A 21304-nucleotide genomic window follows, 5' to 3' on the forward strand; every position below is an offset into this window, starting at 1 on the left:
GACCCTTCATCGAATGGGGCAAAGGAGATCGGTGGCCGGACGCTACCATAAGGAGCGCCTTCCCCGCCAGCCGATGGGCGGGACGGGGAAGCGGCGATTTTTCGGTGCGGGATGCGGGGTGTTTTCCACAGGCTCGGCCTTGTCCTGGTTGAAAGAGACGGCTATTGTGCGGCCCTCTTACCGCACGCTTCGTTCGTCCGGTCTGTGGTTTGCGAGAGAGAATTGCCGCGAGAGAGAGTTGCTATGTCCAAGCCGCGCACCCTGTTCGACAAGATTTGGGACAGCCACGTCGTCCACCGTCAGGACGACGGCACCTGCATCCTCTACATCGACCGCCATCTGGTCCATGAGGTGACCAGCCCGCAGGCGTTCGAGGGGCTGCGGCTTGCCGGCCGTCCGGTGCGCCGCCCGGAAGCCACCCTCGCCGTGCCCGACCACAACGTGCCGACCACCGACCGCTCCAAGGGCATCGTCGAGGAGGAGAGCCGCATCCAGGTCGAGACGCTGGACAAGAACGCGCGCGACTTCGGCGTCCGCTACTTCCCGATGGATGACGTCCGCCAGGGCATCGTGCACATCGTCGGTCCGGAGCAGGGCTTCACGCTGCCCGGCGCCACCATCGTCTGCGGCGACAGCCACACGGCGACTCATGGTGCCTTTGGCGCCTTGGCCTTCGGCATCGGCACGTCGGAGGTGGAGCATGTGCTGGCCACCCAGACCCTGCTGCAGAAGCCGGCCAAGAACATGCTGGTCCGCGTCGACGGCGATCTGCCGGCGGGCGTGACCGCCAAGGACATCGTCCTGGCGATCATCGGCAAGATCGGCACCGCCGGCGGCACCGGCCACGTCATCGAATTCGCCGGCGACGCCATCCGCGGCCTGTCGATGGAAGGCCGCATGACCGTGTGCAACATGGCCATCGAGGGCGGCGCCCGCGCCGGCCTGATCGCCCCGGACGAGAAGACCTTCGAGTATGTGAAGGGCCGCGCCCTGGCCCCCAAGGCCGGCGCCTGGGAGCAGGCGGTGGAGTACTGGAAGACCCTGCCGTCCGATGAGGGCGCGGTCTACGACACCACCGTCGTGCTGAACGCCGCCGACATCGTCCCGCAGGTCACCTGGGGCACCAGCCCGGAGGACGTGCTGCCGATCACCGCGACCGTGCCGAACCCGGCCGACGTGGCCGACGCCGGCAAGCGCGCCGCCGTCGAGCGCTCGCTGGCCTACATGGGCCTGGAGCCCGGCCAGAAGCTGACCGACGTGAAGGTGGACACCGTCTTCATCGGCTCCTGCACCAACGGCCGCATCGAGGATCTGCGCGCCGCCGCGGTGATCGCCCAGGGCCGCAAGGTCGCCGAGGGCGTGCGCGCCCTGGTCGTCCCCGGCTCGGGCCTCGTCAAGGAGCAGGCGGAGGAAGAGGGTCTGGACAAGATCTTCACCGAGGCCGGCTTCGAGTGGCGTGAGCCGGGCTGTTCCATGTGCCTCGCCATGAACGCCGACCGCCTGTCGCCGGGCGAGCGCAGCGCCTCGACCTCGAACCGCAACTTCGAAGGCCGCCAGGGCCGCGGCGGGCGCACCCACTTGCTCAGCCCGGCCATGGCCGCCGCGGCGGCGGTGACCGGGCACCTGACCGACGTGCGCAGCCTGTAAGCTCTCACGGTCCGCTGTGACACCCGGAGCGGGGATGGCCTTCCAGCCGTCCCCGCTTCGTCCTTTTCGGGGCATCCTCCGCTGTCGCGCGCCGAACGCCTCATCGACCTGATCCAGTGCCTCCGGCGCCACCGCCGGCCGGTCAGCGGGCATGTCCTTGCCGACGAACTCGGCGTCAGCCTGCGCACGATCTACCGCGACATCGCCACCCTCCAGGCCCAGGGCGCCCGCATCGACGGCGAGCCGGGGGTCGGCTATCTCCTCCAGCCCGGTTTCCTGCTGCCGCCGCTGATGTTCGCGGAGGAGGAGATCGAGGCGCTCGCCCTCGGCATCCGCTGGGTGGCCGACCGCGCCGACGGCGCGCTGGGCGCGGCGGCGCAGAACGCGCTCGCCAAGATCGCCGCGGTGCTGCCGCCGGACCTTCGCGACCGGATGGACGCCTCCGCGCTGCTCGTCGGACCGGGGGAGCCGATCGTCGGGGACGGCGTCGACCTCGCCGTCCTCCGGCGGGCCATCCGCGGCGAGCGTAAGCTGTCCATCGCCTACCGCGACCGCGACGGGGCGCCCACCGAGCGCATCGTCTGGCCCTTCGCGCTCGGCTTCTTCGACCGGCTGCGCGTCATGGTCGCCTGGTGCGAGCTGCGCGGGGCGATCCGCCATTTCCGCGCCGACCGCATCGTCTCCGTGACCGCGCTGGACACCCGCTACCCGCGGCGGCGGCAGGCGCTGCTCAAGGAGTGGCGCGAGGCCGAGGGCATCCCGGCGCGGTGAGCGCCTCCGCGCACGACTGCTGACAGAAACTGTCAGTGTGGTGCCCTAGCTTGGTCTTCGCCGGACGGGATCGCCCGTGCCGGAGACCAGCGAGGAAAGCAGCCCATGTTCAGCGCCAACATCATCCTCCTCTATGTGGACAGCCCGGCCGCCAGCGCCGCCTTCTACGCCGACCTGACCGGCAAGCCGCCGGTCGAGGCTTCGCCCACCTTCGCCATGTTCGCCCTGGACTCCGGCGTCATGCTGGGTCTGTGGTCGCGCCACACGGTGGAGCCGGCGGCCTCCACGGGACCGCTCGGCGGCAGCGGCGAGATCGGTTTCCGGGTGGCGGATGCCGAGGCGGTGCAGGCCCTTCACGACGACTGGACGCGGCGCGGCCTGACCATCGCCCAGCCGCCGACCGCCATGGATTTCGGCCACACCTTCGTCGCGCTGGACCCGGACGGTCACCGCCTGCGCGTCTTCGCCCCGATGGAAGCGTGAGGTCCGCCATGGAGCCGACCACCGCCAGCCGCAGCTGGATCGCCGTCGCCTCCGCCGAGCATGTCCGGCGGGGGCGGGCGGAGGGCTTCATGCAGGTCTGCCACGGCAAGGCGGCGCCGTTGCGCCGCATCCGTCCGGGAGACCGCGTCGCCTACTACTCGCCGACCGAGCGGTTCCAGGGGAAGGACCGCCTGCAGTCCTTCACCGCGGTGGGGATCGTGAGGGACGGCACCCCTTACCCGTTCGACATGGGCGGGGGTTTCGTTCCCTTCCGCCGCGACGTGCGGTGGCTGGACGGGCGGGAGACGCCGATCCAGCCTCTGCTGGACCGGCTGGATTTCTCCGCCGGGGTGAGGAACTGGGGCTATCCGTTCCGCTTCGGGCTGTTCACGGTGACCGACCGCGACCTCGACACCATCGCCGCGGCCATGGGGGCGGACCTCCCCTGACCGGCCTCCGGTGCGGGGGGCTCAATCCCCCCGCCCGCGGCGGCGGCCCATCAGCCCGTCCGGGCGGTAGATCAGGAAGAGGGTGAGCAGCCCGAAGGCCACGATGTCCTTGTAGGCGATGGCGAAATAGGCCGACCAGAAGGTCTCGACCAGCCCCAGCAGGGCGCCGCCCAGCATGGCGCCGGGGACCGATCCGATGCCGCCGACCACCGCGGCGGCCAGCGCCTTGAAGCCGATCAGATAGCCCGTGTAGAAATTGACCCCGCCGTAATAGAGCGCGATCACCGCCCCCGCCGCCGCGGCCAGGGCGCCGCCCACCGCGAAGGTGGTCGCCACGGTGCGGTCCACATCCACCCCGACCAGTTCCGCCGCGCCGACATCGTCGGCGCAGGCGCGGTGGGCGCGGCCGTAGGCGGTGCGCTGCATGATCGCCCAGAGCAGGGCGTACAGCCCCCCGGTCATCAGCAGGATCACCGCCTGCGAGGTCAGGGCGGTGACGGTGAAGGCGCCGTCGCTGACCAGCTCGTGCCGGTCGGCCAGGAAGGGGGCCGGCCACCAGTCGCGGGCGCCGTGCAGCAGCCGCATCCCCTCCTGATAGGCGATGGACAGGCCCACGGCGGCGATCAGCGGCGTGTGATTGTGGGTGCGGCGCAGGCGGCGGAACACCAGCCGGTCCATCGTCCAGCCCTGCACGGCGGTGAAGGCCATCACCGTGGCGAAGACGCCCAGCACCGCCACCGGCAGGCTGCCCAGCCCGGCCATGCCCAGCGCCGCCGCCCCCATGGCGGTCAGCATGGCGCCGATCATGGTCAGCTCGCCCATGGCGAGATTGATCTGCCCGAGGATGCCGTAGACCAGCGTGTAGCCCAGCGCCAGCAGCCCGTAGACGCAGGCCACCGTGGCGGCGTTGATGACCTGTTGCAGGAAGAAGAGCAGCGGCGCCCAGTCCGTCGGCGCTGCCCGTTCCGGGCCGCTCGATTCCGGCGGCAGGCCGAGGCGGGCGGCGGGCAGTCCGGCCCAGATGCGCAGCATGGTGAATTGCATGGGCCTCAGCCGCCCCATGCGGTCGGTCGCCACCGCCACCAGCTCGTGCCGGCGCGAGTCGAAGAAGCGTCCGCCGAAGCGGCAGGCGATCCAGCGGGTCCCCGTCTCCGCCCGGTACGTCAGGCGCAGCGCCGGCTCGTCGCCGGTCAGCGCCTCCGTGTCCAGGATGGTGACGGGGCCGGAGTCGAAGGCGGGGATCAGCTTGCGGCACAGCGCGGCCTGATCGCCGTCCACGCCGCAGCCGGTCAGCAGCAGGGCGACGACCAGCAGGAGGAAGGGCGGGAACAGGCGCGGCGGACGGCGATGCACGGCGGCGGACACCCGGCCGGTTGTTCGGTCGCCGAAGAATCTATCGGTTCTTGATGTGAAACGCCAGCCGCCGCCTTGCGGCTGTCAGTAGCGGGCGCCGACGAAATACAAGCCATCCGGCGGGGCGGTCGGCCCGGCGGCGGAGCGGTTGCGGGCCTCCAGCGCGCGGCGCAGGTCGTCGGCGCTCCACTTGCCGGCCCCGACCAGTTCCAGCGTGCCCACCATGTTGCGCACCTGATGGTGCAGGAAGGAGCGGGCGGCGGCGTGCACCCGAACCTCGTCGCCGACCCGCTCGACGGCCAGCCGCTCTAGCGTCTTGACCGGGGAGTTGGCCTGGCAGAGCGAGGCGCGGAAGCTCGTGAAGTCGTGCTGGCCGACCAGGACCTGCGCGGCCTCGTGCATCGCCTCGGCGTCCAGCGGGCGCATGACGTGCCAGGCGCGGCCGGTCTCCAGGGCCAGCGGGGCGCGGCGGTTGACGATGCGGTAGACGTAGCTGCGCCCCAGGCAGGTCATGCGGGCGTGGAACTCCTCCGGCACCGCCTCGGCCAGCAGGACGGCGACGGGGGCGGGCCTCAGGTGGAAGTTCAGGGCGTCGCGAAGCTTCAGCCCGGTGAAGGGCTTTTCCAAATCGAAATGGCAGACCTGCCCCAGCGCGTGCACGCCGGCGTCCGTCCGTCCGGAGGTGTGGACGCGCACGGTCTCGCCGGACAGGCGCTCGATCGCCTCCTCCAGCGTCTGCTGGACGGAGGGGCCGTTGTCCTGCCGCTGCCAGCCGACGAAGGGCCGGCCGTCATATTCGAGGGTCAGTTTCCAGCGCTGCATGCGGCGTCGCCGAGACGGGTGCCGACGGGCAGTGCGAAGCCGCGCAGCAGGGCGGCGCCGTCCACCGCGGCCTTGCCGGGCCGCTGCACCAGGGTGAGGCGCACGGCGCCGTCGGCGCAGGCGATGGTCAGGCGGTCGTCCAGCAGGGTGCCGGGCGCCGCCTTGCGGGCCTCTGGGGCCGGTTCGGCCTTCAGGACCTTGATGCGCTCCACCCCGCCGGTCGGCGTCGGGGCGTCGAACCAGCAGCCGGGCCAGGGGGTGAGGGCACGGACCTGCCGCTCCACATAGGCGGCGTCGCGTGTCCAGTCGAGCCGGCCATCCTCGCGCGTCAGCTTGGCGGCGTAGGTCACGCCCTCCTCGGGCTGCGGCTCGGCGGTCAGGCGGCCGGCGGCGAGGCCGTCGAGCGCCTCGACGATCAGGCGCGCGCCCATGTCGGCCAGCGCGTCGTGCAGGCTGCTGGCGGTGGTCTCGGCGGTGATCGGCACCGCGTCCTTCAGCAGCATGGCCCCGGTGTCCAGCCCGATGTCCATCTGCATGATGGTGATGCCGGTCTCGGCGTCGCCGGCCAGGATCGAGCGCTGGATCGGGGCGGCGCCGCGCCAGCGCGGCAGCAGGGAGCCGTGCACGTTCAGGCAGCCCAGCCGCGGCGCGTCGAGGATCGGCTGCGGCAGGATCAGCCCGTAGGCGGCGACCACCGCGGCGTCGGCCGTCAGGTCGGCGAACTCCGCCTGGGCCTCGGGGTTGCGCAGCGACTTGGGCGTGCGCACGGGGATGCCCCGCTCCTCGGCGAAGCGGTGGACCGGGGATTTCTGGACCTGCTGCCCGCGCCCGGCGGGGCGGGGCGGCTGGCTGTAGACGCAGACCACCTCGTGCCCGGCATCGGCCAGGGCGCGCAGGCTGGGCACGGCGAAGTCCGGCGTGCCCATGAAAACGAGGCGGAGCGGCGTCATGACGGGGCGTCCAAGGTCGGGGAGGTCAGGCGCGCTGCATCTTCTGGACTTTGCGCAGGATCATGTTGCGCTTCAGCATCGACAGGTAGTCGACGAACAGCACGCCGTTCAGATGGTCGATCTCGTGCTGGATGCAGGTCGCCAGCATGCCGTCGGCCTCGATCTCGCGCGTCTCGTTGGTCTCGTCCAGGTAACGGACGCGGACCGACGCCGGGCGGGTGACCTCCGCATACTGGTCGGGCACCGACAGGCAACCCTCCTCGCACACCGAGGTGTCGTCCGACTTCCAGACGATTTCCGGGTTGGCGAGGCGGATGGGGTTCGGCTTCTCGTCCTTGTCGTGCACGTCCACGACGATCACGCGCTCCAGGATGCCGATCTGCGGCGCGGCGAGGCCGATGCCCTTCGCGGCGTACATGGTCTCGACCATGTCGTCCATCAGCTTGGCGATGCGCGCGTCGACCTTCTCGACGGGCTTCGCCTTCTGCTTCAGGACGGGGTGCGGGGCGACGAGGATATCCAGAACGGCCATGGGAACTCAGCAACGGTGCGTGGAGGTGCGACAATCCGTCAAAATATGAGGGGCGGGCCACGAGGTCAAGGAAGGCGCACAGCGCACCCCGCCGCGACCCGCCGGTGCGGCGGCGCCTCAGAGGGGCGAGCGGGTGATCGACTTGATGGGGCCGCGCGGGTTGCCGGACATCTCGGCGATCTTGCGGTCCTGCTCCTCGATGAAGCCGCGGGCCGGCTCGTCGCCGTCCAGGCCGCCCACCAGCGTGCCGGGGACCTTGCGGTTGGAGGTGCGGGCGCCGTCTTGGTACAGAACGTCGAACAGCACGAAGGCGCTGTCCACCGGCTGTTTCTTCTTGGTCTTGGCCATGGGGGGAACTCCGAACGTCAGAGGGGTGCTTGTAGAAGAAAAGCGCGCAACGGAAAAGGGCACCGGTTTCCCGGTGCCCCCTCCGATGCCGAGTCATGAGACGTGGCTCAGACGGCCTTCAGGTTCTCCGCCGAGGTCTTGCCGCGCTTCGGATCGCGCTGTTCCTCGTAGGACACCTTCTGGCCTTCGTTCAGGCTGCGCAGGCCCGCGCGCTCGACCGCGGAGATGTGGACGAAAACGTCCGCGCCGCCGTTGTCCGGTTGAATGAAGCCGTAGCCCTTGGTGCTGTTGAACCACTTGACGGTACCGACAGGCATGATTGCCCTCCGATTAGTATGAAAGGCGCCGCATCGGCCGGTGCGACGCATCAGACTGTGTCCAGGCATAGCGACGATCTGGGCACCCGAAGGCGTAGCAGGCCGGCAGTCCGAAGCAGAATGACAGGAGGGAAATTGGGACCGCTCCCGTCCTTTGCAAGGCGAAACAAGACGGGCAAATCTGGGTTGCGGGGGGCAACCCTACGCTCTGGCTGCCGCCCGCAGGTCCGCGGCCCGGTGCTCGGCGGCGCGAAGTTCCGGCGCCTGGAGCGGGCGCGGGGCGTGGTCCAGCGGTTCCAGCAGGGGAATCTCCTCGGCGCTGTCCGGGGTGGCGTGGAGGTCGCGGAAGCGGCGGGCGGTGACCAGAACGCGGGATTCCAGGCTGCCGACCGCCCCGTTGTAGCAGCCCACGGCCTTGTCGAGCTGCACGCCCAACCGCTCCATGTGGCCGCCCAGATCGTGCAGGCGCTTGTAGAGTTCGGCGCCCAACGCACTGATTTCGCGGGCGCTGTCGGTCAGCCGCTCCTGCCGCCAGCCATAGGCGACGGCGCGCAGCAGCGCGATCAGCGTCGTCGGGGTGGCGAGGATCACCCGGTGGTCGATGCCCGCCTCGATCAGCGCCGGGTCATGCTCCAGCGCCGCGGAGAAGAAGTTCTCGCCGGGCAGGAACAGCACGACGAATTCCGGGGAATCCGCGAACTGGTCCCAGTAGGCCTTGGTGCCGAGCTGCTTCATATGCTCCCGCACATGGCGGGCGTGGCGCGACAACCCGTCGCGGCGGGCGCCGTCGTCGGCCGCCTGCACCCCGTCGAGATAACCTTCCAGCGGCGTCTTGGCGTCCACCACGATGGTCTTGCCGCCGGGCAGCTTGACCACGAGGTCGGGGCGCAGGCGTCCGCCGGCGGCCTCCACGCTCATCTGCTCCACGAAATCGCAGTGGTCGAGCATCCCGGCCATCTCGCAGACCCGGCGGAGCTGGATCTCGCCCCAGCGCCCGCGCGCCACCGGGCTGCGCAGGGCGCGGACGAGGTTGCCGGTCTCGGCGCGGAGCTGGGCCTGGGTTTCCACCAGCGACAGCACCTGCTGCTTCAGCCCCTCGTAGGCGCCGGCGCGGCTGCGCTCCATCTCCTGGATCTGGCCGTCCATGCGCTCCAGCGACTGGCGGACCGGGGCGACGATGTCGGCGATGGCGGTCTGCCGCTTCTCCAGGTCGCCGCGCGCCTGCTCCTGGAAGGTCGTCAGCGTTTCCTTGGCGAGGTCGAGGAAGCTCTGGTTGTTGGAGCGCAGGGCTTCCGCCGACAGGGCCTTGAAGCTGTCGGACAGGGTGGCCTGCGCGCGCTCCAGGAGGGCCAGCTTCTCCGCCGCCGACGCGCGCTCGCGGGCCAGCGTGGTGGACAGCTCCGCCTGCCGCTCGCGGGCGGCGGACAGCTCGCCGTTCAGCCGGGCGATCTGATGGTCGCGGGCCTCCACCTCCTCCCGCAGGTCGCCCTCGATTCGCTCGGCGACGTCGAGCCGGGTGACCAGTTCGGCGTGGATGGCGGCGGCCTCGGCCTCGGCGCGTGCGGCGTAGAGGCGCACGATCATGCCCGCCAGGATCGCCCCGAGAAGGGCGCCGGCCAGGCCGCCGAGAAGCACCGACTGGGCGTCGAACGCGAACTGCATGAAATTCCCCGAAGATCGCTTCAAACGCCGAGAGTACAGGAACGAATCAGGAAAGAGAACGGGCAATGAACAAAGATGAACCCCTTCCCTGGCTCCGTTCCGCTTGCGATCGGGGTGGGTGATGCGGGCTTGCCCGCCGTCCCCGTCTGCGCCATATCCGACGGATGCCTGACGATCCGTCCGCCCCCTCCGGCTCCCCCCAAGGTCCCCTCAAAGGTCCCCTCAAAGGTCCGCGCGTCCGCACCATCCCGCCCGGCGAGGACCGCGAGCGGCTGACCTGTCCGGACTGCGGCTACATCGCCTACCAGAACCCGCTGATCGTCGTCGGGTCGGTGGCGACGTGGGAGGACCGCATCCTGCTGTGCCGCCGCGCCATCGAACCGCGCAAGGGCTACTGGACTCTGCCCGCCGGCTTCATGGAGGAGCGGGAGAGCACCATGGAGGGTGCCGCCCGCGAGGCGTGGGAGGAGGCGCGGGCCAAAATCGCCATCGACTCGCTGCTGGCCGTCTACGACATCCCGCGCATCAGCCAGGTTCAGCTCATCTTCCGCGCCCGCCTGTTGTCGCCGGACGTGTCCGCCGGGCCGGAAAGCCAGGAGGTCGGGCTGTTCCGCTGGGAGGAGATCCCCTGGGACGATCTGGCCTTCCCGACCGTTCAGTGGGCCTTGCGCGAGCACCGGTCGCGGCTGGGCCGACAGGACTTCGCCCCGGCGGTGAACCCCACGCCGGACGTGCTGGCGCAATGGGACCGGATGCTCTAGCTCCGGATCACTCCAGCCCGTTATTCCACCACGGGCGAGGCGGGGAACTTCGCCACCAGCTCCGCCGTGCCCTTCTCGCGCTTCACGGTCAGCGGCAGCCATGTGCCGGGGGCCTGACGCTGCACCACCGCCGTCAGGTCGGAGGCCTCGCGCACCGGGGAGCCCGCCGCGGCGACCACGAGGTCGCCCGCCGTCAGGCCGGCGGCGGCGGCGACGCTGCCCTCGGTGACGGAGCGCACGCGCACCCCCTCCGGCCCCGGCTCCAGCATCACGCCCAGCCGGGGGCGGGGCGTCTCGGCCGGCGCCTCGCTCTCGCCCAGCCCGTAGACCGCGTCGGCGATCCGCCCGTCCAGCTCGGCGCAGGGGCGGTCCTCGTCCCAGGGCAGCAGGACGACGCTGTTCCGGATGCCCAGATCGGCCAGCTGGTGGGGGACGCCGTCGCGCCCCTCGATGTGGCCCTGGCCCAGGATGGCGACGACGGTGCGGTTGGCTTGGCGGTGGGTGTCGGCGATCCGCTCCGCCATGGCGCGGTCCCAGACCGATTGCGCCTCGACGAAGCGCTCGAAACTGCCGGAGCGGCGCTCGCCCGGCCCGTGGGCGGCCATCACCTGACGCAGCCGCTCGGTGTAGGAGGCCGGGGGCGGGGCCGGATCGCCCACGCCTTCGCGCTCGTTGGCGGGAACGGCGGCCCAGCCCTCGCGCGCGGTGCGGCTGACCAGCCCGCGGTCGACGTTCAGCGCGACCACCGGCAGCCGGTTCATGCGGGCGAAATGCAGGATCGGCAGGTAGAAGCGGGCGTCATAGCCCCAGACCTTCGGCCAGTTGGTCTCGCGCAGCAGCTCCGCCTCGGTCAGCTGCCCGGCGCTCCAGCGGTCGAGGACCGGCTGAACGCTGCGCGGGAACATCTCCATGCCGACCGCCAGATCGGGATTCAGCGCGTGCAGCGCCGCCAGGCTGTGAAGCTGCCAACGGTGGTGGTCGGCGTCGTCGTGCCGTTCCCCCAGCAGAACGGCGGGCGACGCGGCGGCGCGCCGCAGCAGGTCGGCGGCGTTCAGCGGGCGGGCGGCGGCGTCGGCCCAGCCGCCGGGCGGCACGCAGGCGTTGGCCGGTGGGGCTTTGGCCGGGGGGGCGTTGGCCGGTGCGGCGTTGGCCGGGGCGGCGGTCTGCGCCGCGGCGCTGTCGCCCAGGCCAGCCAGCAGGCCGCCGGAGAGGAGAAGGACAGCCATCAAACGGGGGAGCACGTCGGCGGTCCTCCTGGACACGGTGAAACGGTTGGACCCAGGCTGAAGGTTGGGCGGTGCAGGGCGCCCGTCAACGGCGCCCGTCAACGGTGTCTGGTCCGACCGGCAACGGCCGCGCTGGCGCGGTGCGGCGAAGCGCGGTATCCTCGGACATCATGCCGCACCGTAAAACCGTCATTCTGACCGGCGCGAGCCGGGGCATCGGCCACGCCACCGTGCAGCGCTTCAGCGCCGAGGGCTGGCGGGTCATTTCCTGTTCCCGCGAGGAGGTGCCGGACCATTGCCGGCGCGATCCGAACTGGACCCACCACATCCCGACGGACCTGTCCGATCCGGACAGCCGCGCCCGCTTCCTGGAGGAGGCCAACCGGGCGTTGGACGGCGGGCCGCTGCACGCGTTGATCAACAACGCCGGCATCTCGCCCAAGACGCCGATCAAGGAGCGTCTCGGCTGCCTGAACGGGGCCATCGAAGGCTGGCACCGGGTGTTCGAGCTGAACTTCTTCGCCCCGCTGGTTCTGGCCCGCGGCTTCGCGGCGCCGCTGTCGCGGGCGAAGGGGGCGATCGTCAACGTGACCTCCATCGCCGGCCATTCGGTGCACCCCTTCGCGGGGTCGGCCTATTCGACGTCCAAGGCGGCGCTGTCCGGCCTGACCCGCGAGATGGCCGTGGAGTTCGCCGAGATCGGCGTGCGCGTCAACGCCGTGGCGCCGGGCGAGATCGAGACCGCGATGACCGGGCCGGAATACGACGTGCTGATCCCGCGCATCCCGCTGAAGCGCATGGGCACGCCGGAGGACGTGGCGGCGGTGATCTTCTACCTGTGCGGTCCCGACTCGGGCTACGTCACCGGGACGGAGATGTTCATCACCGGCGGGCAGCACCTGTATTGATGCGGGGGGTGGTTGCCCGTTGGGAACAACGCGATCTTCACGGATTGCACGGATTCCTCCACGGATGACACGGATTTTTCTTTGATGCTTGCTCAGTACTGGCGTTTCGAGAAGCCCCTGCTGAGCAAGCCATTCAAAAAAATCCGAGCAATCCGTGCTTTAAATCCGCGAAATCCGTGAAGCCACGGTTGCCCGCAAGGGCGTTGAGCCACCTCAGCCGAGGTTGTGCTTCGCCACCACCGCCGCGAAGTCGTCGCCGAAATGCTCGCCGACGCGGATGACCGAGACGCCGTGCGGGATCTCCTTGAGCGCCGGGTTGTCCAGGCTCATCGAGGTCAGCAGCGCCATCGGCACGTTGTGCGTGACGCTCATCGCGCGCAGGCCACGGATCAGGTCCAGGCCGGACAGGCCGTCCATCACCATCGACGCGATCAGCATGTCCGGCGGGACGCGCACGGCGAGGCTGATCGACTCGATGGGGTCGCTGACCGTCACGGTGCGGAAGCCGCAGGCCGCCAGTTCGCTGCCCAGCTTCTTGGCGACGACCTTGGACGGGGTGACCAGCATGATCTCGACGTTGCTGATCTGGATGTCGGTGATCTCGAACTGGTAGCGCACCGGCAGGGCGCGGATGATCCGGTTCGTTTCCGCAACCTGCGGCTGCTCGGCGCGGTCCACCAGCTCGGCGATGCGGTCCACGAAGACCTGCGCGTCGTTCAGCTCGCGCGCCTCCAGCCGCTTCAGCCCGGACAGGTACTCCTCCAGGCGGTGCGCGACGAGGCTGACGGTGGGGTAGCCGAAGCTGGTGCCCATGCCCTTGAAATTGTGGGCTTCCAGCCGAAGAACGCCGATGACCGCGGTTTCCTCCCGCGTGCCCTTGGCCACGCCTTCCAGGGCGGCGTTCATCACCTCCAACCGGTCGCGGGCGTCGTCCATGAATTCGACGCGCAGGCGGTCTTCAAGATCGTCGGGCGACAGGTTGGAAGCCATGGCGGGGGTCCTGACTATGCTTTCGGGTTAGGCATTATGGCCCCGAAAACTACACCAGAACCCTAACGCGAAACAAATACCCGCATGGAAGGCGGCTAAAACGCCGCGCCAATCACAACCGCGACAGGAGATTGTTGAACCAGGTCAGCCGTTCTTCGGCCTGGGCGATGTCGTGCTCCAGCCATTCGGCGAAATGGCCGTCGGTTCCCGCACTCGCCCGCTTCAGGTCGCCCAGGCGGGCCAGCTCCGTCTCGCACAGGGAGGCGAGGTGGTCGATCTGGTCGCGCTGCGACTCGACATCCAGAAGGTGCAGGAAACGCAGCTTCAGCGCGATCACCAGCTTGTTCAGCCCGTCCGCCGAGGGCGCGCGCACGTTGGCGCGCATCAGCGTGTCGAACTCCGTCCGTCCGGCCTCGGTGGCGCCGAGCAGGGCGTTGTCCTCCATGCCGGTGCCGTCCAGCGCCTCGATCAACCCCTCGTAGCGCAGCATCTCCAGCGACGTGCCCATGAGGTCGAGCGACGGGCCGACGATGCGGTCGAGGAAATGGCGGAGCGCGCCGGCCAGTTCGGCGTAACGCTGCGGCCCGTTCTGGATCAGCGTGCCCAGGACGGCGAGGCGCACGGCCTCCTTCGGCATCAGCGAGTTGTCACGGTACATGGCGAACCCCTGGGCGGTGGCGTTGACGGATGCGGACCGAACGTTGCGAAACGTTCTCAGCAACGTCTAAAGGTAAGGCGCTCCGGCCCACAAGTCCAGAGCGCCGATGCCGTTATCGCCGGGAGATCACCGAATCCCCTCCTCCAAGGAGGAAGCCGCGGAGGAGGGGGGAAGCGGGGGTTACGCCGCCAGACGCAGGTCCAGGCGGCTCCACACGTCGAGCAGGGCGTCGACGAGGCGCGCCATCTCGGCGTCGCTGTGCAGCGGCGTGGGGGTGAAGCGCAGGCGCTCGGCGCCGCGCGGCACGGTCGGGTAGTTGATCGGCTGGACGTAGATGTCGTGCCGCTCCATCAGCTCGTCCGAGGCGCGCTTGCAGCGGTGGGCGTCGCCGACCATCACCGGGACGATGTGGCTGGCCGACGGCATCACCGGCAGGCCGGCGTCGGCCATCAGGCGCTTCAGGGTCGCCGCGCGCTCCTGGTGCTGGTCGCGCTCCGTCTGGCTGGTCTTCAGGTAGCGGATGCTGGCCAGCGCCCCGGCGGCCAGGACCGGCGACAGGGAGGTGGAGAAGATGAAGCCGGCGGCGAAGCTGCGGATGCAGTCGACCAGCGCGGTGGAGCCGGTGATGTAGCCGCCCTGGACGCCGAAGGCCTTGCCCAGCGTGCCCTCGATGATGGTCAGCCGGTCCATGGCGCCGTCGCGCTCCGCCACGCCGCCGCCGCGCGGGCCGTACATGCCGACCGCGTGCACCTCGTCCAGATAGGTCATGGCGCCGTGCTTGTCGGCGACGTCGCACAGGTCATGGATCGGGGCGACGTCGCCGTCCATGGAATAGACGCTCTCGAAGGCCACGACCTTCGGGCGGTCCGGGGCGATCTGCGACAGCAGCTCGTCCAGGTGCTTCGGGTCGTTGTGGCGGAAGATGTGCTTCTCGGCGCCGCTGTTGCGGATGCCGGTGATCATCGAATTGTGGTTCAGCGCGTCCGACAGGATCACGCAGTTCGGCAGCAGCTTGCCCAGCGTCCCCAGCGTCGCGTCGTTGGACACGTAGCCGGAGGTGAAGAGCAGCGCCGCCTCCTTCCGGTGGAGGTCGGCCAGCTCGCGCTCCAGCAGCACATGGTAGATGTTGGTGCCGGAGATGTTGCGCGTGCCGCCGGCGCCGGCGCCCACGCCGTCGATGGCGTCGTGCATCGCCTTCAGGACGACCGGGTTCTGGCCCATGCCCAGATAGTCGTTGGAGCACCAGACGGTGACCTCCCGCTCCTTCCCGGCGGCGTCGCGGAAGGTGGCTTTCGGAAAGTTCCCCGCGTGCCGTTCGAGGTTGGCGAAGACCCGGTAGCGGCCATCCTGCTTCAGGCTGGCGATCTGGGTGCGGAAAAAGCTCTCGTAATCCATCGCGCGTTCCGTTCGCGTTCATCCGAAGGGGCGGGTGCAGTCCGGGCGGTCCAGCCACCGGGCCTAGCACGTTAGGAAGATGGCATGATCGTCGCCGTGTTGCCACCCGGCATTGACCAAGGTCAAAAGGTCCGCCCCGTGAGGAGCCAATTCTCGCCGATCCGGCACCGCGGGACCATTCGACCTATGGATGATCGGCGGGCAGGAGCGATTCATGCCCGTCGCCTGCCGTGCCATTGCCGAGGTTGGGAAACACCCTTTCGCTTCCCCGTTCCATTAATAATCACAAGTGATTTTGAATGTTCGTGAGATATGACGGATAGCAAAGTCTGGTGCTTTTCCTGCCCTTATGCGCCGAATACGTTTGGCCTGTTCTTTTACGAACAAGGTGGTATGGACGATAATAAGGGAAAATGAGACCATCCACTCACGCCGTTGACGAGGAGTGTTGTGCCATGAATGCCGTTCTGACCTTCGACAGTGCGCGGGGGCGGCGAGTGCCCGGTCCGGAGCTGAGCCGTGGCGCCATCGGCCCCGACGGGAGCAAGGTCATCCCCTTCCGTCCGGCCTCCTCCATGGCGGTGTCCCCCGTGGTGTCCCCGGCGCCGTCCCTGCCGCGGCGCCCCGCCGTGCCGCCTTCCGCCCGCGCCGAAGAGGGGCCGCCGCCGGAGTCCGCGCCGTCGACGGCGCGTCTGGCGCGTCTGATCTTCATGGCCAGCGTGGGCGGCTACATGGCCGTGCACGAGGACACGCTGGTGCAGCTGGATGGGCGCATGGTCTGGCCGACCGCCGATGCGCTGATCCGCGACGCGGCGGCGGCGGGCGTCCAGGTCTCGTCGCACGTCATCAACACCGCGCGTTCCTGACGTCCGCCCCGGCCTGAACGCCGCCTTCGCATGAAAAGGGCCGCCCGCGCCGGATGGCGGGGCGGCCCTTCGTCGTCGCGGAGCCGGCCGTTACCCGCGCAGGACGGGGATCGCGGCGTCCAGCGCGATGGTCAGGCGGTCGAACATCAGGTTGATGTCCTCCTCGCCGATGACCAGCGGCGGGCAGACCGCCACGCTGTCGCCCATGGCGCGGATGATCAGGCCGTTCTCCTGGCTCAGCCCGTTCACCACGGCGCCGGCCCGGCCCACCGGATCGAACGGGGCCTTGGTCTCCTTGTCGGCGACCAGTTCGAGGGCGCCGATCAGCCCGACGCCGCGCGCCTCGCCGACCAGCGGGTGGTCGGCCAGGGCCTTCAGCCGGCGCTGGAACAGCGGGGCGACGGCGCGGACATGGCCGACCAGATCCCGCTCCTCGTAGATCTTCAGCGTCTCGATCGCCACCGCCGCCGCCACCGGGTGGGCGGAGTAGGTGTAGCCGTGGCCGAAGGTGCCGATCTTCTTGCTCTCGTCGACGCAGGCCCGGTAGACCGCGTCCGACACCATCACGGCGGAGATCGGCAGATAGCCGGAGGACAGCTGCTTGGCGCAGGTTATGATGTCCGGCTGCATGCCCATGGTCTGGCTGCCCCAGAAATTCCCGGTGCGCCCGAAGCCGCAGATCACCTCGTCGGCGACCAGGAGGATGTCGTACTTCTTCAGGATCGGCTGGATCTTCGCGAAGTAGGTCGCGGGCGGGACGATGACGCCGCCGGCGCCCATCACCGGCTCCGCGAACATGGCGGCGATGGTCTCCGGCCCCTCGGCCAGGATCAGCGCCTCCAGGCTTTCCGCCAGACGGGTCGCGAAATCCTCCTCGCTCTCGCCCGGCTCGGCGAAGCGGTAGTGGTGCGGGCAGTCGGTGTGCTGGATGCGCGCGATCGGCAGGTCGAAGTCGCGGTGGTTGTTCACCAGGCCGGTCAGGCTGGCCGTCGCCACGGTGACGCCGTGATAGGCCTTCACGCGCGACAGGATCTTCTTCTTCTCCGGGCGGCCCAGCGCGTTGTTGTAGTACCAGACCAGCTTGACGGCGGTGTCGTTCGCCTCCGACCCGGAGTTGGCGAAGAACACCTTGGACATCGGCACCGGGGCCAGCTTGATCAGCCGCTCGGCCAGATCGATGCCCGGCTCATGGCTCTTGTGGCCGAACACATGGTAGGTCGGCAGCTTGCGCATCTGGCGGGTGGCGGCCTCGACAAGGCGCTCCTCGCCCCAGCCCAGCGACACGCACCACAGGCTGGCCAGACCCTCGATGTATTCCTTGCCGCTGTCGTCGAAGACGCGCACGCCCTCGCCGCGCTCGATGATCAGCGGGCCCTGGGTCTCGTGCGCGTGCAGGTTCGTGTAGGGGTGGAGGAAATACGCCTTGTCGCGGCTGGCGGCGGAATTCCCGGCGCCAAGATTGTCAGCCCCGGAATTTTCAGTCGCCGCGGCGCCCTGTTCGGTCATGGTCTCTATCCCTGTGTTCGCTGCCGGAGTCGGTCGTTGCCGATGCTGGTTCGCCGCTGTTGAAAATGTTAAACGGCGCCCCCGATCATAGGCATGGTTGGCCCTCCTGACAAAGCCGGAGAATCGCGGGGTGGAGCGGGCATTCCCGTCCTGCATGGCACCCCGCGCGATTCCGTGTCCCTGTGGTAAAAGCCTTGCGCCCAGGCTCGTCGCAGACGCTCCGGGATAGCGGAAGGGAAGGGGAACGATGATCACCTTGTATGGAATGCCGAGCAGCGCGTCGATGGCGCCGCACATCCTGCTGCGCGAGATCGGGCTGCCCTTCGATCTGGTCCTGCTGGACCGCGCCACCGCCGAGCACAAGGCGCCGGACTATCTGCGGCTGAACCCCAACGGGCGGGTGCCGACGCTGGTGGACGGCGATCTGGTGCTGTTCGAGGCGGCGGCGATCTGCCTGCATCTGACCGATTCGCACCCGGCCGCCGGGCTGGCCCCCGCGCCCGGCACGATGGAGCGCGCGCATTTCTACCAGTGGCTGGTCTTCCTGACCAACACCGTCCAGGCCGACATGCTGGTCTATTTCTACCCGGAGCGCCATGCCGAGGGGGCGGAGGCGCAGGCGTCGGTCAAGGCCATGGCCGAGGCGCGGCTGCTGGAGCGCTTCCGGCTTCTGGACCGCGAACTGGGGGGCAAGGCGTGGTTCCTGGGCGACCGCTGCAGCGCCGTCGATCCCTACCTGTTCATGCTGGCCCGCTGGACCCGCTTCATGGGCACGCCGGCGCGCAGCCTTCCCAACCTCGGCCCCTACCTCGCCCGCGTGCTGGACCGCCCCGCGGTCAAGGCGACGTTCGAGGCGGAAGGGCTCGGCGCCCCCTACTATTGAGGGGGCAAGGGGGTGCCGTCTAGGTCCTGTTCTCAAACCCTGAGCCATAGTCGGATAGCCCCGATGTGGACCATGGCGAGGTAGTTGGCGGCGAGTTTCTCGTATCGGGTGGCGATGCGACGGAACTGTTTGAGGCGGTTGATCAGGCGCTCGATGGCGTTGCGGGAGCGATAGGCGGCCCAATCCACCAGAGCACAGGGCTTCTGGCTGGAGGGCTGTGGGATCACCGCCCCGATCCCGCGCCGACGCAGGTAGCGGCGGATGGCTTGGCTGGAGTAGGCGCGGTCAGCGACCACGCGCTCGGGTCTTTCCCGCGGTCGTCCACCTGCCACTCGGCGCACTGCGACCGCCTCCATCAGCACCGTCAACGCGCTCTGGTCGGCGGCTTGACCGGGGCTCAGCACGAAAGCGAGCGGTTGGCCGTGGCGGTCGGCGCGCAGGTGGATCTTGGTTGAGAAGCCGCCGCGCGAGCGGCCAAGCGCTTGGTTCAACTGCCCCCTTTTGCGCCGGCGGCGTGCTGGTGGGCGCGGACCACTGTGCTGTCGACTTGGTGCAGGCTCCAGTCCAACTTGCCGGCCTCATCCGCCTCGGCCTGAACCAGTTCCAACACGCGCTCCCATACCCCGGCCTTGCGCCAGCGGTAGAAGCGGTTGGCCGCCGTCTGCCAGGGACCGTACTCGGCCGGAAGATCGCGCCAGGGCGAGCCGGTGCGGTTCACCCACAGGATCGCCCGCACGGTGCGCTCCAGGTCCCGCGCCGGCCGGCCCGTCCACGGGCGTTCCGGCGGAAGCAACTCCAGCAAATGCTGAAGCTGCTCATCGCTCAGTTCAGATCGTGCCATCCCCCTTCAACAGGGCACAGCCAAACCCTCACAGCCTTTGAGAACAGAACCTAGCGCGGCACCTGCCAGGGAAGATGCTCCGCGCCGACCAGCCGGTCGGCGTCGGCGGCGGGCATCGGGCGGGCGAAATGGTAGCCCTGGCCGTAATCGCAGGCGAGGGCGCGCAGCAGGTTGGCGTCGGCGCTCGTCTCGATGCCCTCGGCGATGACGTCGAAGCCGAGAAGCCGCGCCAGATCCATGATGATGCGGACGATGGCGCGGTTCTCCTCCGACTGGTGCATGGCCATGACGAAGGAGCGGTCGACCTTCAGGCTGTCGATGGGCAGCTTGTGCAGGTAGGACAGCGACGAATAGCCGGTGCCGAAATCGTCGATGGACATCTTGATGCCCAGCCCGCGCAGGGTCTGCAGCAGGCGGATCGACTGCTCGGCCTTCTCCATGACCGCGCTTTCGGTGATCTCCAGCTTGATCCAGGACGGCTCGGCCCCGGTCTCGCGCAGCACCTCGCGCACCAGCGAGACCATGTCGGGGTCGTTCAGCTGGCGGGTGGACAGGTTGATGCTCATGAACAGGTTGGCGGAGCCGGGCAGGCGCTGGTCCTGCCACGCGGCGATCTGCCGGCACGCCTCGCGCAGCACCCAGGCGCCCAGCGTGACGATCAGGCCGGTGCTCTCGGCGATCGGGATGAAGACGCCGGGTGGGATGTTGCCGCGCTCCGGATGGTTCCAGCGCACCAGCGCCTCGAACCCGGCCAGGCCGCCGGTGACCATCTCGACGATCGGCTGGTAGGCGACCCACAGCTCCTCGCCGCGCTCCAGCGCGCGGCGCAGGTCGTGCTCCAGCCGCACCTGCTCGACGACGCGGGCGTGCATGGCCGGGTCGAACCAGGCGTGGCGCCCGCCGCCCTGCTCGCGGGCGCGGCCGGTGGCGATCTCCGCGTCGCGCAGAACGTCCTCGGGCCGGGTGTGGGTGTCGCAGGAGGCGGCGACGCCGATGCTGGCCGACAGGAAGACCGAGGCCCCCGACGCCGTCTTGGCGGAGCGCACCAGCGACGCGATGGTGGACAGCCGCTCCTCCACCGCCAGCGGGTCCTGCGTGCCGCCGATCAGCAGCGCGAAGGCGTGGTCGCTGATGCGGGCGATCAGGTCCACCGATCCGGCCCGCACGCTCAGCCGGGTGGCGACGTCGGTCAGGATCTCGTTGGCGAAGCCCTGGCCCAGGCTGGTGCGCACGTCGACGAAGCGGTCGAAATCGACGATCACCACCGTGAAGGGTTCCCCCATCGTGTGGAAATCGGCCATGTGCTTGACCAGCAGGAGCCGGTTCGCCAGCCCGGTCACCGGGTCGTAATAGGCCAGCCGGAAGAGGTCGTCCTGGGTGCGCCGCCGCTCCGTCATGTTCTGCATGATGACGAAATAGCCGGCGATGGAGCCGTCGGGGTCGCGGTAGGGCGCGTGCACCCGCATCACATAGTCGTTGCCGCCGCCGGCCCGCGGAAGCCAGCCTTCCACCTGCACCGTCTCGCCGTCCAGCGCGCGTTCAACCGCGGCGCTGTTGTTGCGCAGGGTTTCCGGCCCGAGGATATCGCCGACCGTGGTCCCGATGAGGGAGTCCAGGGTGCGCCCCATATAGTCCAGATAGGCCTGGTTGGCGTAGAGATGCCGCCGCTGCGTGTCGAGCAGCCCGACCATCGCCGGCATGACATCGAGCAGTTGCCGCAGGGTGTCGAGAGCCGGAGCCCCGGAAGCGGTGCCGGACAGGGCTGCGGCAAGGGAGGCGAGGTGAGGGTCCGGCTTCATGGGCGGGAATGGTCGAGACACCGTTGGGAAAACCACGATCAACACTTACGCGAAAGAATGCCCACCCGTCAAAACCAAAGCCGCCGAAGAAGGTGGAAAGCATCGCCCCACTATAATTGCCGGACGACCAGGCCAAC

Annotated in this window: 21 protein-coding genes and 2 pseudogenes; 9 read left to right on the forward strand and 14 right to left on the reverse strand. The window is 69.3% G+C overall.

All coding sequences use genetic code 11. The features are described from left to right. The first annotated feature begins 243 nt into the window (after positions 1-243). The 5 genes and pseudogenes from leuC to TSH58p_RS13315 all read left to right on the forward strand — a co-directional run bounded on the left by leuC (position 244) and on the right by TSH58p_RS13315 (position 3350). Positions 244-1647: a 3-isopropylmalate dehydratase large subunit gene (gene leuC / locus TSH58p_RS13300; RefSeq protein WP_109070760.1), complete on the forward strand. Its 1404-nt coding sequence runs from the start codon at positions 244-246 to the stop codon at positions 1645-1647. A gap of 108 nt (positions 1648-1755) precedes the next feature. Continuing rightward, positions 1756-1893, forward strand: a pseudogene (locus TSH58p_RS34430) (helix-turn-helix domain-containing protein); the annotation flags it as partial. A gap of 45 nt (positions 1894-1938) precedes the next feature. Beyond that, the gene (locus TSH58p_RS13305; protein ID WP_247874102.1) at positions 1939-2418 is read left to right on the forward strand and encodes a YafY family protein; all 480 of its coding nucleotides are present in this window, start codon (positions 1939-1941) and stop codon (positions 2416-2418) included. Positions 2419-2523: 105 nt separating this feature from the next. Next, entirely contained in the window at positions 2524-2901 is a 378-nt protein-coding gene (locus tag TSH58p_RS13310; protein WP_109070762.1) for a VOC family protein, read from the forward strand. 8 nt (positions 2902-2909) lie between these two features. After that, on the forward strand, positions 2910-3350 hold the full coding sequence (locus TSH58p_RS13315) for an EVE domain-containing protein (protein ID WP_109070763.1): 441 nt from the start codon (positions 2910-2912) through the stop codon (positions 3348-3350). Between the two features lie 21 nt (positions 3351-3371). Here the strand turns inward: TSH58p_RS13315 and TSH58p_RS13320 are convergent, their stop codons facing one another. From TSH58p_RS13320 to rmuC, 7 genes are all read right to left on the reverse strand, one after another. After that, a complete protein-coding gene (locus TSH58p_RS13320) occupies positions 3372-4715 on the reverse strand; it encodes a branched-chain amino acid ABC transporter permease (RefSeq protein ID WP_247895499.1) in 1344 nt (447 codons plus the stop codon). 72 nt (positions 4716-4787) lie between these two features. Further along, positions 4788-5525, reverse strand: a complete 738-nt coding sequence (truA, locus tag TSH58p_RS13325) for a tRNA pseudouridine(38-40) synthase TruA (protein WP_109070764.1) — start codon at positions 5523-5525, stop codon at positions 4788-4790. Beyond that, the gene (gene fmt / locus TSH58p_RS13330) at positions 5507-6475 is read right to left on the reverse strand and encodes a methionyl-tRNA formyltransferase (RefSeq protein ID WP_109070765.1); all 969 of its coding nucleotides are present in this window, start codon (positions 6473-6475) and stop codon (positions 5507-5509) included. The genes truA and fmt overlap by 19 nt, the downstream gene beginning before the upstream one ends. A 25-nt stretch (positions 6476-6500) precedes the next feature. Beyond that, positions 6501-7007 (reverse strand): peptide deformylase, encoded by a 507-nt coding sequence (gene def / locus TSH58p_RS13335; protein WP_109070766.1) that lies wholly within the window; start codon positions 7005-7007, stop codon positions 6501-6503. Between the two features lie 117 nt (positions 7008-7124). Continuing rightward, positions 7125-7355: a hypothetical protein gene (locus TSH58p_RS13340; RefSeq protein WP_109070767.1), complete on the reverse strand. Its 231-nt coding sequence runs from the start codon at positions 7353-7355 to the stop codon at positions 7125-7127. A 107-nt stretch (positions 7356-7462) separates the two neighbouring features. Next, positions 7463-7672 (reverse strand): cold-shock protein, encoded by a 210-nt coding sequence (locus TSH58p_RS13345; protein ID WP_014239340.1) that lies wholly within the window; start codon positions 7670-7672, stop codon positions 7463-7465. 201 nt (positions 7673-7873) lie between these two features. Further along, positions 7874-9334, reverse strand: coding sequence for a DNA recombination protein RmuC (gene rmuC, locus TSH58p_RS13350; RefSeq protein ID WP_109070768.1), 1461 nt, complete (start codon positions 9332-9334; stop codon positions 7874-7876). 164 nt (positions 9335-9498) lie between these two features. On the opposite strand from rmuC, the gene TSH58p_RS13355 reads away from it, so the two are divergent. Beyond that, the gene (locus tag TSH58p_RS13355; protein ID WP_109070769.1) at positions 9499-10095 is read left to right on the forward strand and encodes an NUDIX hydrolase; all 597 of its coding nucleotides are present in this window, start codon (positions 9499-9501) and stop codon (positions 10093-10095) included. Positions 10096-10115: 20 nt separating this feature from the next. Here TSH58p_RS13355 and TSH58p_RS13360 read toward each other — a convergent pair whose 3' ends face one another. Continuing rightward, positions 10116-11336: a ChaN family lipoprotein gene (locus TSH58p_RS13360; RefSeq protein ID WP_109070770.1), complete on the reverse strand. Its 1221-nt coding sequence runs from the start codon at positions 11334-11336 to the stop codon at positions 10116-10118. Between the two features lie 155 nt (positions 11337-11491). Between TSH58p_RS13360 and TSH58p_RS13365 the strand changes: the two genes are divergently transcribed. Next, a complete protein-coding gene (locus TSH58p_RS13365) occupies positions 11492-12229 on the forward strand; it encodes an SDR family NAD(P)-dependent oxidoreductase (protein ID WP_109070771.1) in 738 nt (245 codons plus the stop codon). A gap of 213 nt (positions 12230-12442) precedes the next feature. Here the strand turns inward: TSH58p_RS13365 and TSH58p_RS13370 are convergent, their stop codons facing one another. From TSH58p_RS13370 to hemA, 3 genes are all read right to left on the reverse strand, one after another. Beyond that, positions 12443-13219, reverse strand: coding sequence for a response regulator (locus tag TSH58p_RS13370; protein WP_109070772.1), 777 nt, complete (start codon positions 13217-13219; stop codon positions 12443-12445). A 112-nt stretch (positions 13220-13331) separates the two neighbouring features. Beyond that, positions 13332-13877, reverse strand: coding sequence for a hypothetical protein (locus TSH58p_RS13375; RefSeq protein WP_109070773.1), 546 nt, complete (start codon positions 13875-13877; stop codon positions 13332-13334). Positions 13878-14057: 180 nt separating this feature from the next. Continuing rightward, positions 14058-15272: a 5-aminolevulinate synthase gene (hemA, locus tag TSH58p_RS13380; RefSeq protein ID WP_109070774.1), complete on the reverse strand. Its 1215-nt coding sequence runs from the start codon at positions 15270-15272 to the stop codon at positions 14058-14060. A gap of 455 nt (positions 15273-15727) precedes the next feature. On the opposite strand from hemA, the gene TSH58p_RS13385 reads away from it, so the two are divergent. Beyond that, the gene (locus tag TSH58p_RS13385; RefSeq protein ID WP_109070775.1) at positions 15728-16138 is read left to right on the forward strand and encodes a hypothetical protein; all 411 of its coding nucleotides are present in this window, start codon (positions 15728-15730) and stop codon (positions 16136-16138) included. 90 nt (positions 16139-16228) lie between these two features. Here TSH58p_RS13385 and TSH58p_RS13390 read toward each other — a convergent pair whose 3' ends face one another. After that, positions 16229-17644, reverse strand: a complete 1416-nt coding sequence (locus TSH58p_RS13390; RefSeq protein WP_109070776.1) for an aspartate aminotransferase family protein — start codon at positions 17642-17644, stop codon at positions 16229-16231. Positions 17645-17891: 247 nt separating this feature from the next. Between TSH58p_RS13390 and TSH58p_RS13395 the strand changes: the two genes are divergently transcribed. Continuing rightward, positions 17892-18527, forward strand: a complete 636-nt coding sequence (locus tag TSH58p_RS13395) for a glutathione S-transferase family protein (protein WP_109070777.1) — start codon at positions 17892-17894, stop codon at positions 18525-18527. Positions 18528-18559: 32 nt separating this feature from the next. Here the strand turns inward: TSH58p_RS13395 and TSH58p_RS13400 are convergent. Both TSH58p_RS13400 and TSH58p_RS13405 read right to left on the reverse strand, forming a co-directional pair. Then, positions 18560-19368 (reverse strand): annotated as a pseudogene (locus TSH58p_RS13400) (IS5 family transposase). A gap of 50 nt (positions 19369-19418) precedes the next feature. Beyond that, positions 19419-21167: a bifunctional diguanylate cyclase/phosphodiesterase gene (locus TSH58p_RS13405; protein ID WP_109071011.1), complete on the reverse strand. Its 1749-nt coding sequence runs from the start codon at positions 21165-21167 to the stop codon at positions 19419-19421. Positions 21168-21304: the final 137 nt, after the last annotated feature.

The organism is Azospirillum sp. TSH58 (assembly GCF_003119115.1).
Taxonomy (GTDB): domain Bacteria; phylum Pseudomonadota; class Alphaproteobacteria; order Azospirillales; family Azospirillaceae; genus Azospirillum.

Coding starts and splice junctions, on each gene's coding strand:
- TSH58p_RS13385 (WP_109070775.1), top strand. CDS start 15,728: ATGAATGCCGTTCTGACCTTCGACAGTGCGCGGGGGCGGCGAGTGCCC.
- TSH58p_RS13310 (WP_109070762.1), top strand. CDS start 2,524: ATGTTCAGCGCCAACATCATCCTCCTCTATGTGGACAGCCCGGCCGCC.
- truA (WP_109070764.1), bottom strand. CDS start 5,525: ATGCAGCGCTGGAAACTGACCCTCGAATATGACGGCCGGCCCTTCGTC.
- TSH58p_RS13395 (WP_109070777.1), top strand. CDS start 17,892: ATGATCACCTTGTATGGAATGCCGAGCAGCGCGTCGATGGCGCCGCAC.
- fmt (WP_109070765.1), bottom strand. CDS start 6,475: ATGACGCCGCTCCGCCTCGTTTTCATGGGCACGCCGGACTTCGCCGTG.
- TSH58p_RS13345 (WP_014239340.1), bottom strand. CDS start 7,672: ATGCCTGTCGGTACCGTCAAGTGGTTCAACAGCACCAAGGGCTACGGC.
- TSH58p_RS13315 (WP_109070763.1), top strand. CDS start 2,910: ATGGAGCCGACCACCGCCAGCCGCAGCTGGATCGCCGTCGCCTCCGCC.
- TSH58p_RS13405 (WP_109071011.1), bottom strand. CDS start 21,167: ATGAAGCCGGACCCTCACCTCGCCTCCCTTGCCGCAGCCCTGTCCGGC.
- TSH58p_RS13365 (WP_109070771.1), top strand. CDS start 11,492: ATGCCGCACCGTAAAACCGTCATTCTGACCGGCGCGAGCCGGGGCATC.
- TSH58p_RS13355 (WP_109070769.1), top strand. CDS start 9,499: ATGCCTGACGATCCGTCCGCCCCCTCCGGCTCCCCCCAAGGTCCCCTC.
- TSH58p_RS13340 (WP_109070767.1), bottom strand. CDS start 7,355: ATGGCCAAGACCAAGAAGAAACAGCCGGTGGACAGCGCCTTCGTGCTG.
- def (WP_109070766.1), bottom strand. CDS start 7,007: ATGGCCGTTCTGGATATCCTCGTCGCCCCGCACCCCGTCCTGAAGCAG.
- TSH58p_RS13375 (WP_109070773.1), bottom strand. CDS start 13,877: ATGTACCGTGACAACTCGCTGATGCCGAAGGAGGCCGTGCGCCTCGCC.
- TSH58p_RS13305 (WP_247874102.1), top strand. CDS start 1,939: ATGTTCGCGGAGGAGGAGATCGAGGCGCTCGCCCTCGGCATCCGCTGG.
- TSH58p_RS13390 (WP_109070776.1), bottom strand. CDS start 17,644: ATGACCGAACAGGGCGCCGCGGCGACTGAAAATTCCGGGGCTGACAAT.
- hemA (WP_109070774.1), bottom strand. CDS start 15,272: ATGGATTACGAGAGCTTTTTCCGCACCCAGATCGCCAGCCTGAAGCAG.
- TSH58p_RS13370 (WP_109070772.1), bottom strand. CDS start 13,219: ATGGCTTCCAACCTGTCGCCCGACGATCTTGAAGACCGCCTGCGCGTC.
- rmuC (WP_109070768.1), bottom strand. CDS start 9,334: ATGCAGTTCGCGTTCGACGCCCAGTCGGTGCTTCTCGGCGGCCTGGCC.
- leuC (WP_109070760.1), top strand. CDS start 244: ATGTCCAAGCCGCGCACCCTGTTCGACAAGATTTGGGACAGCCACGTC.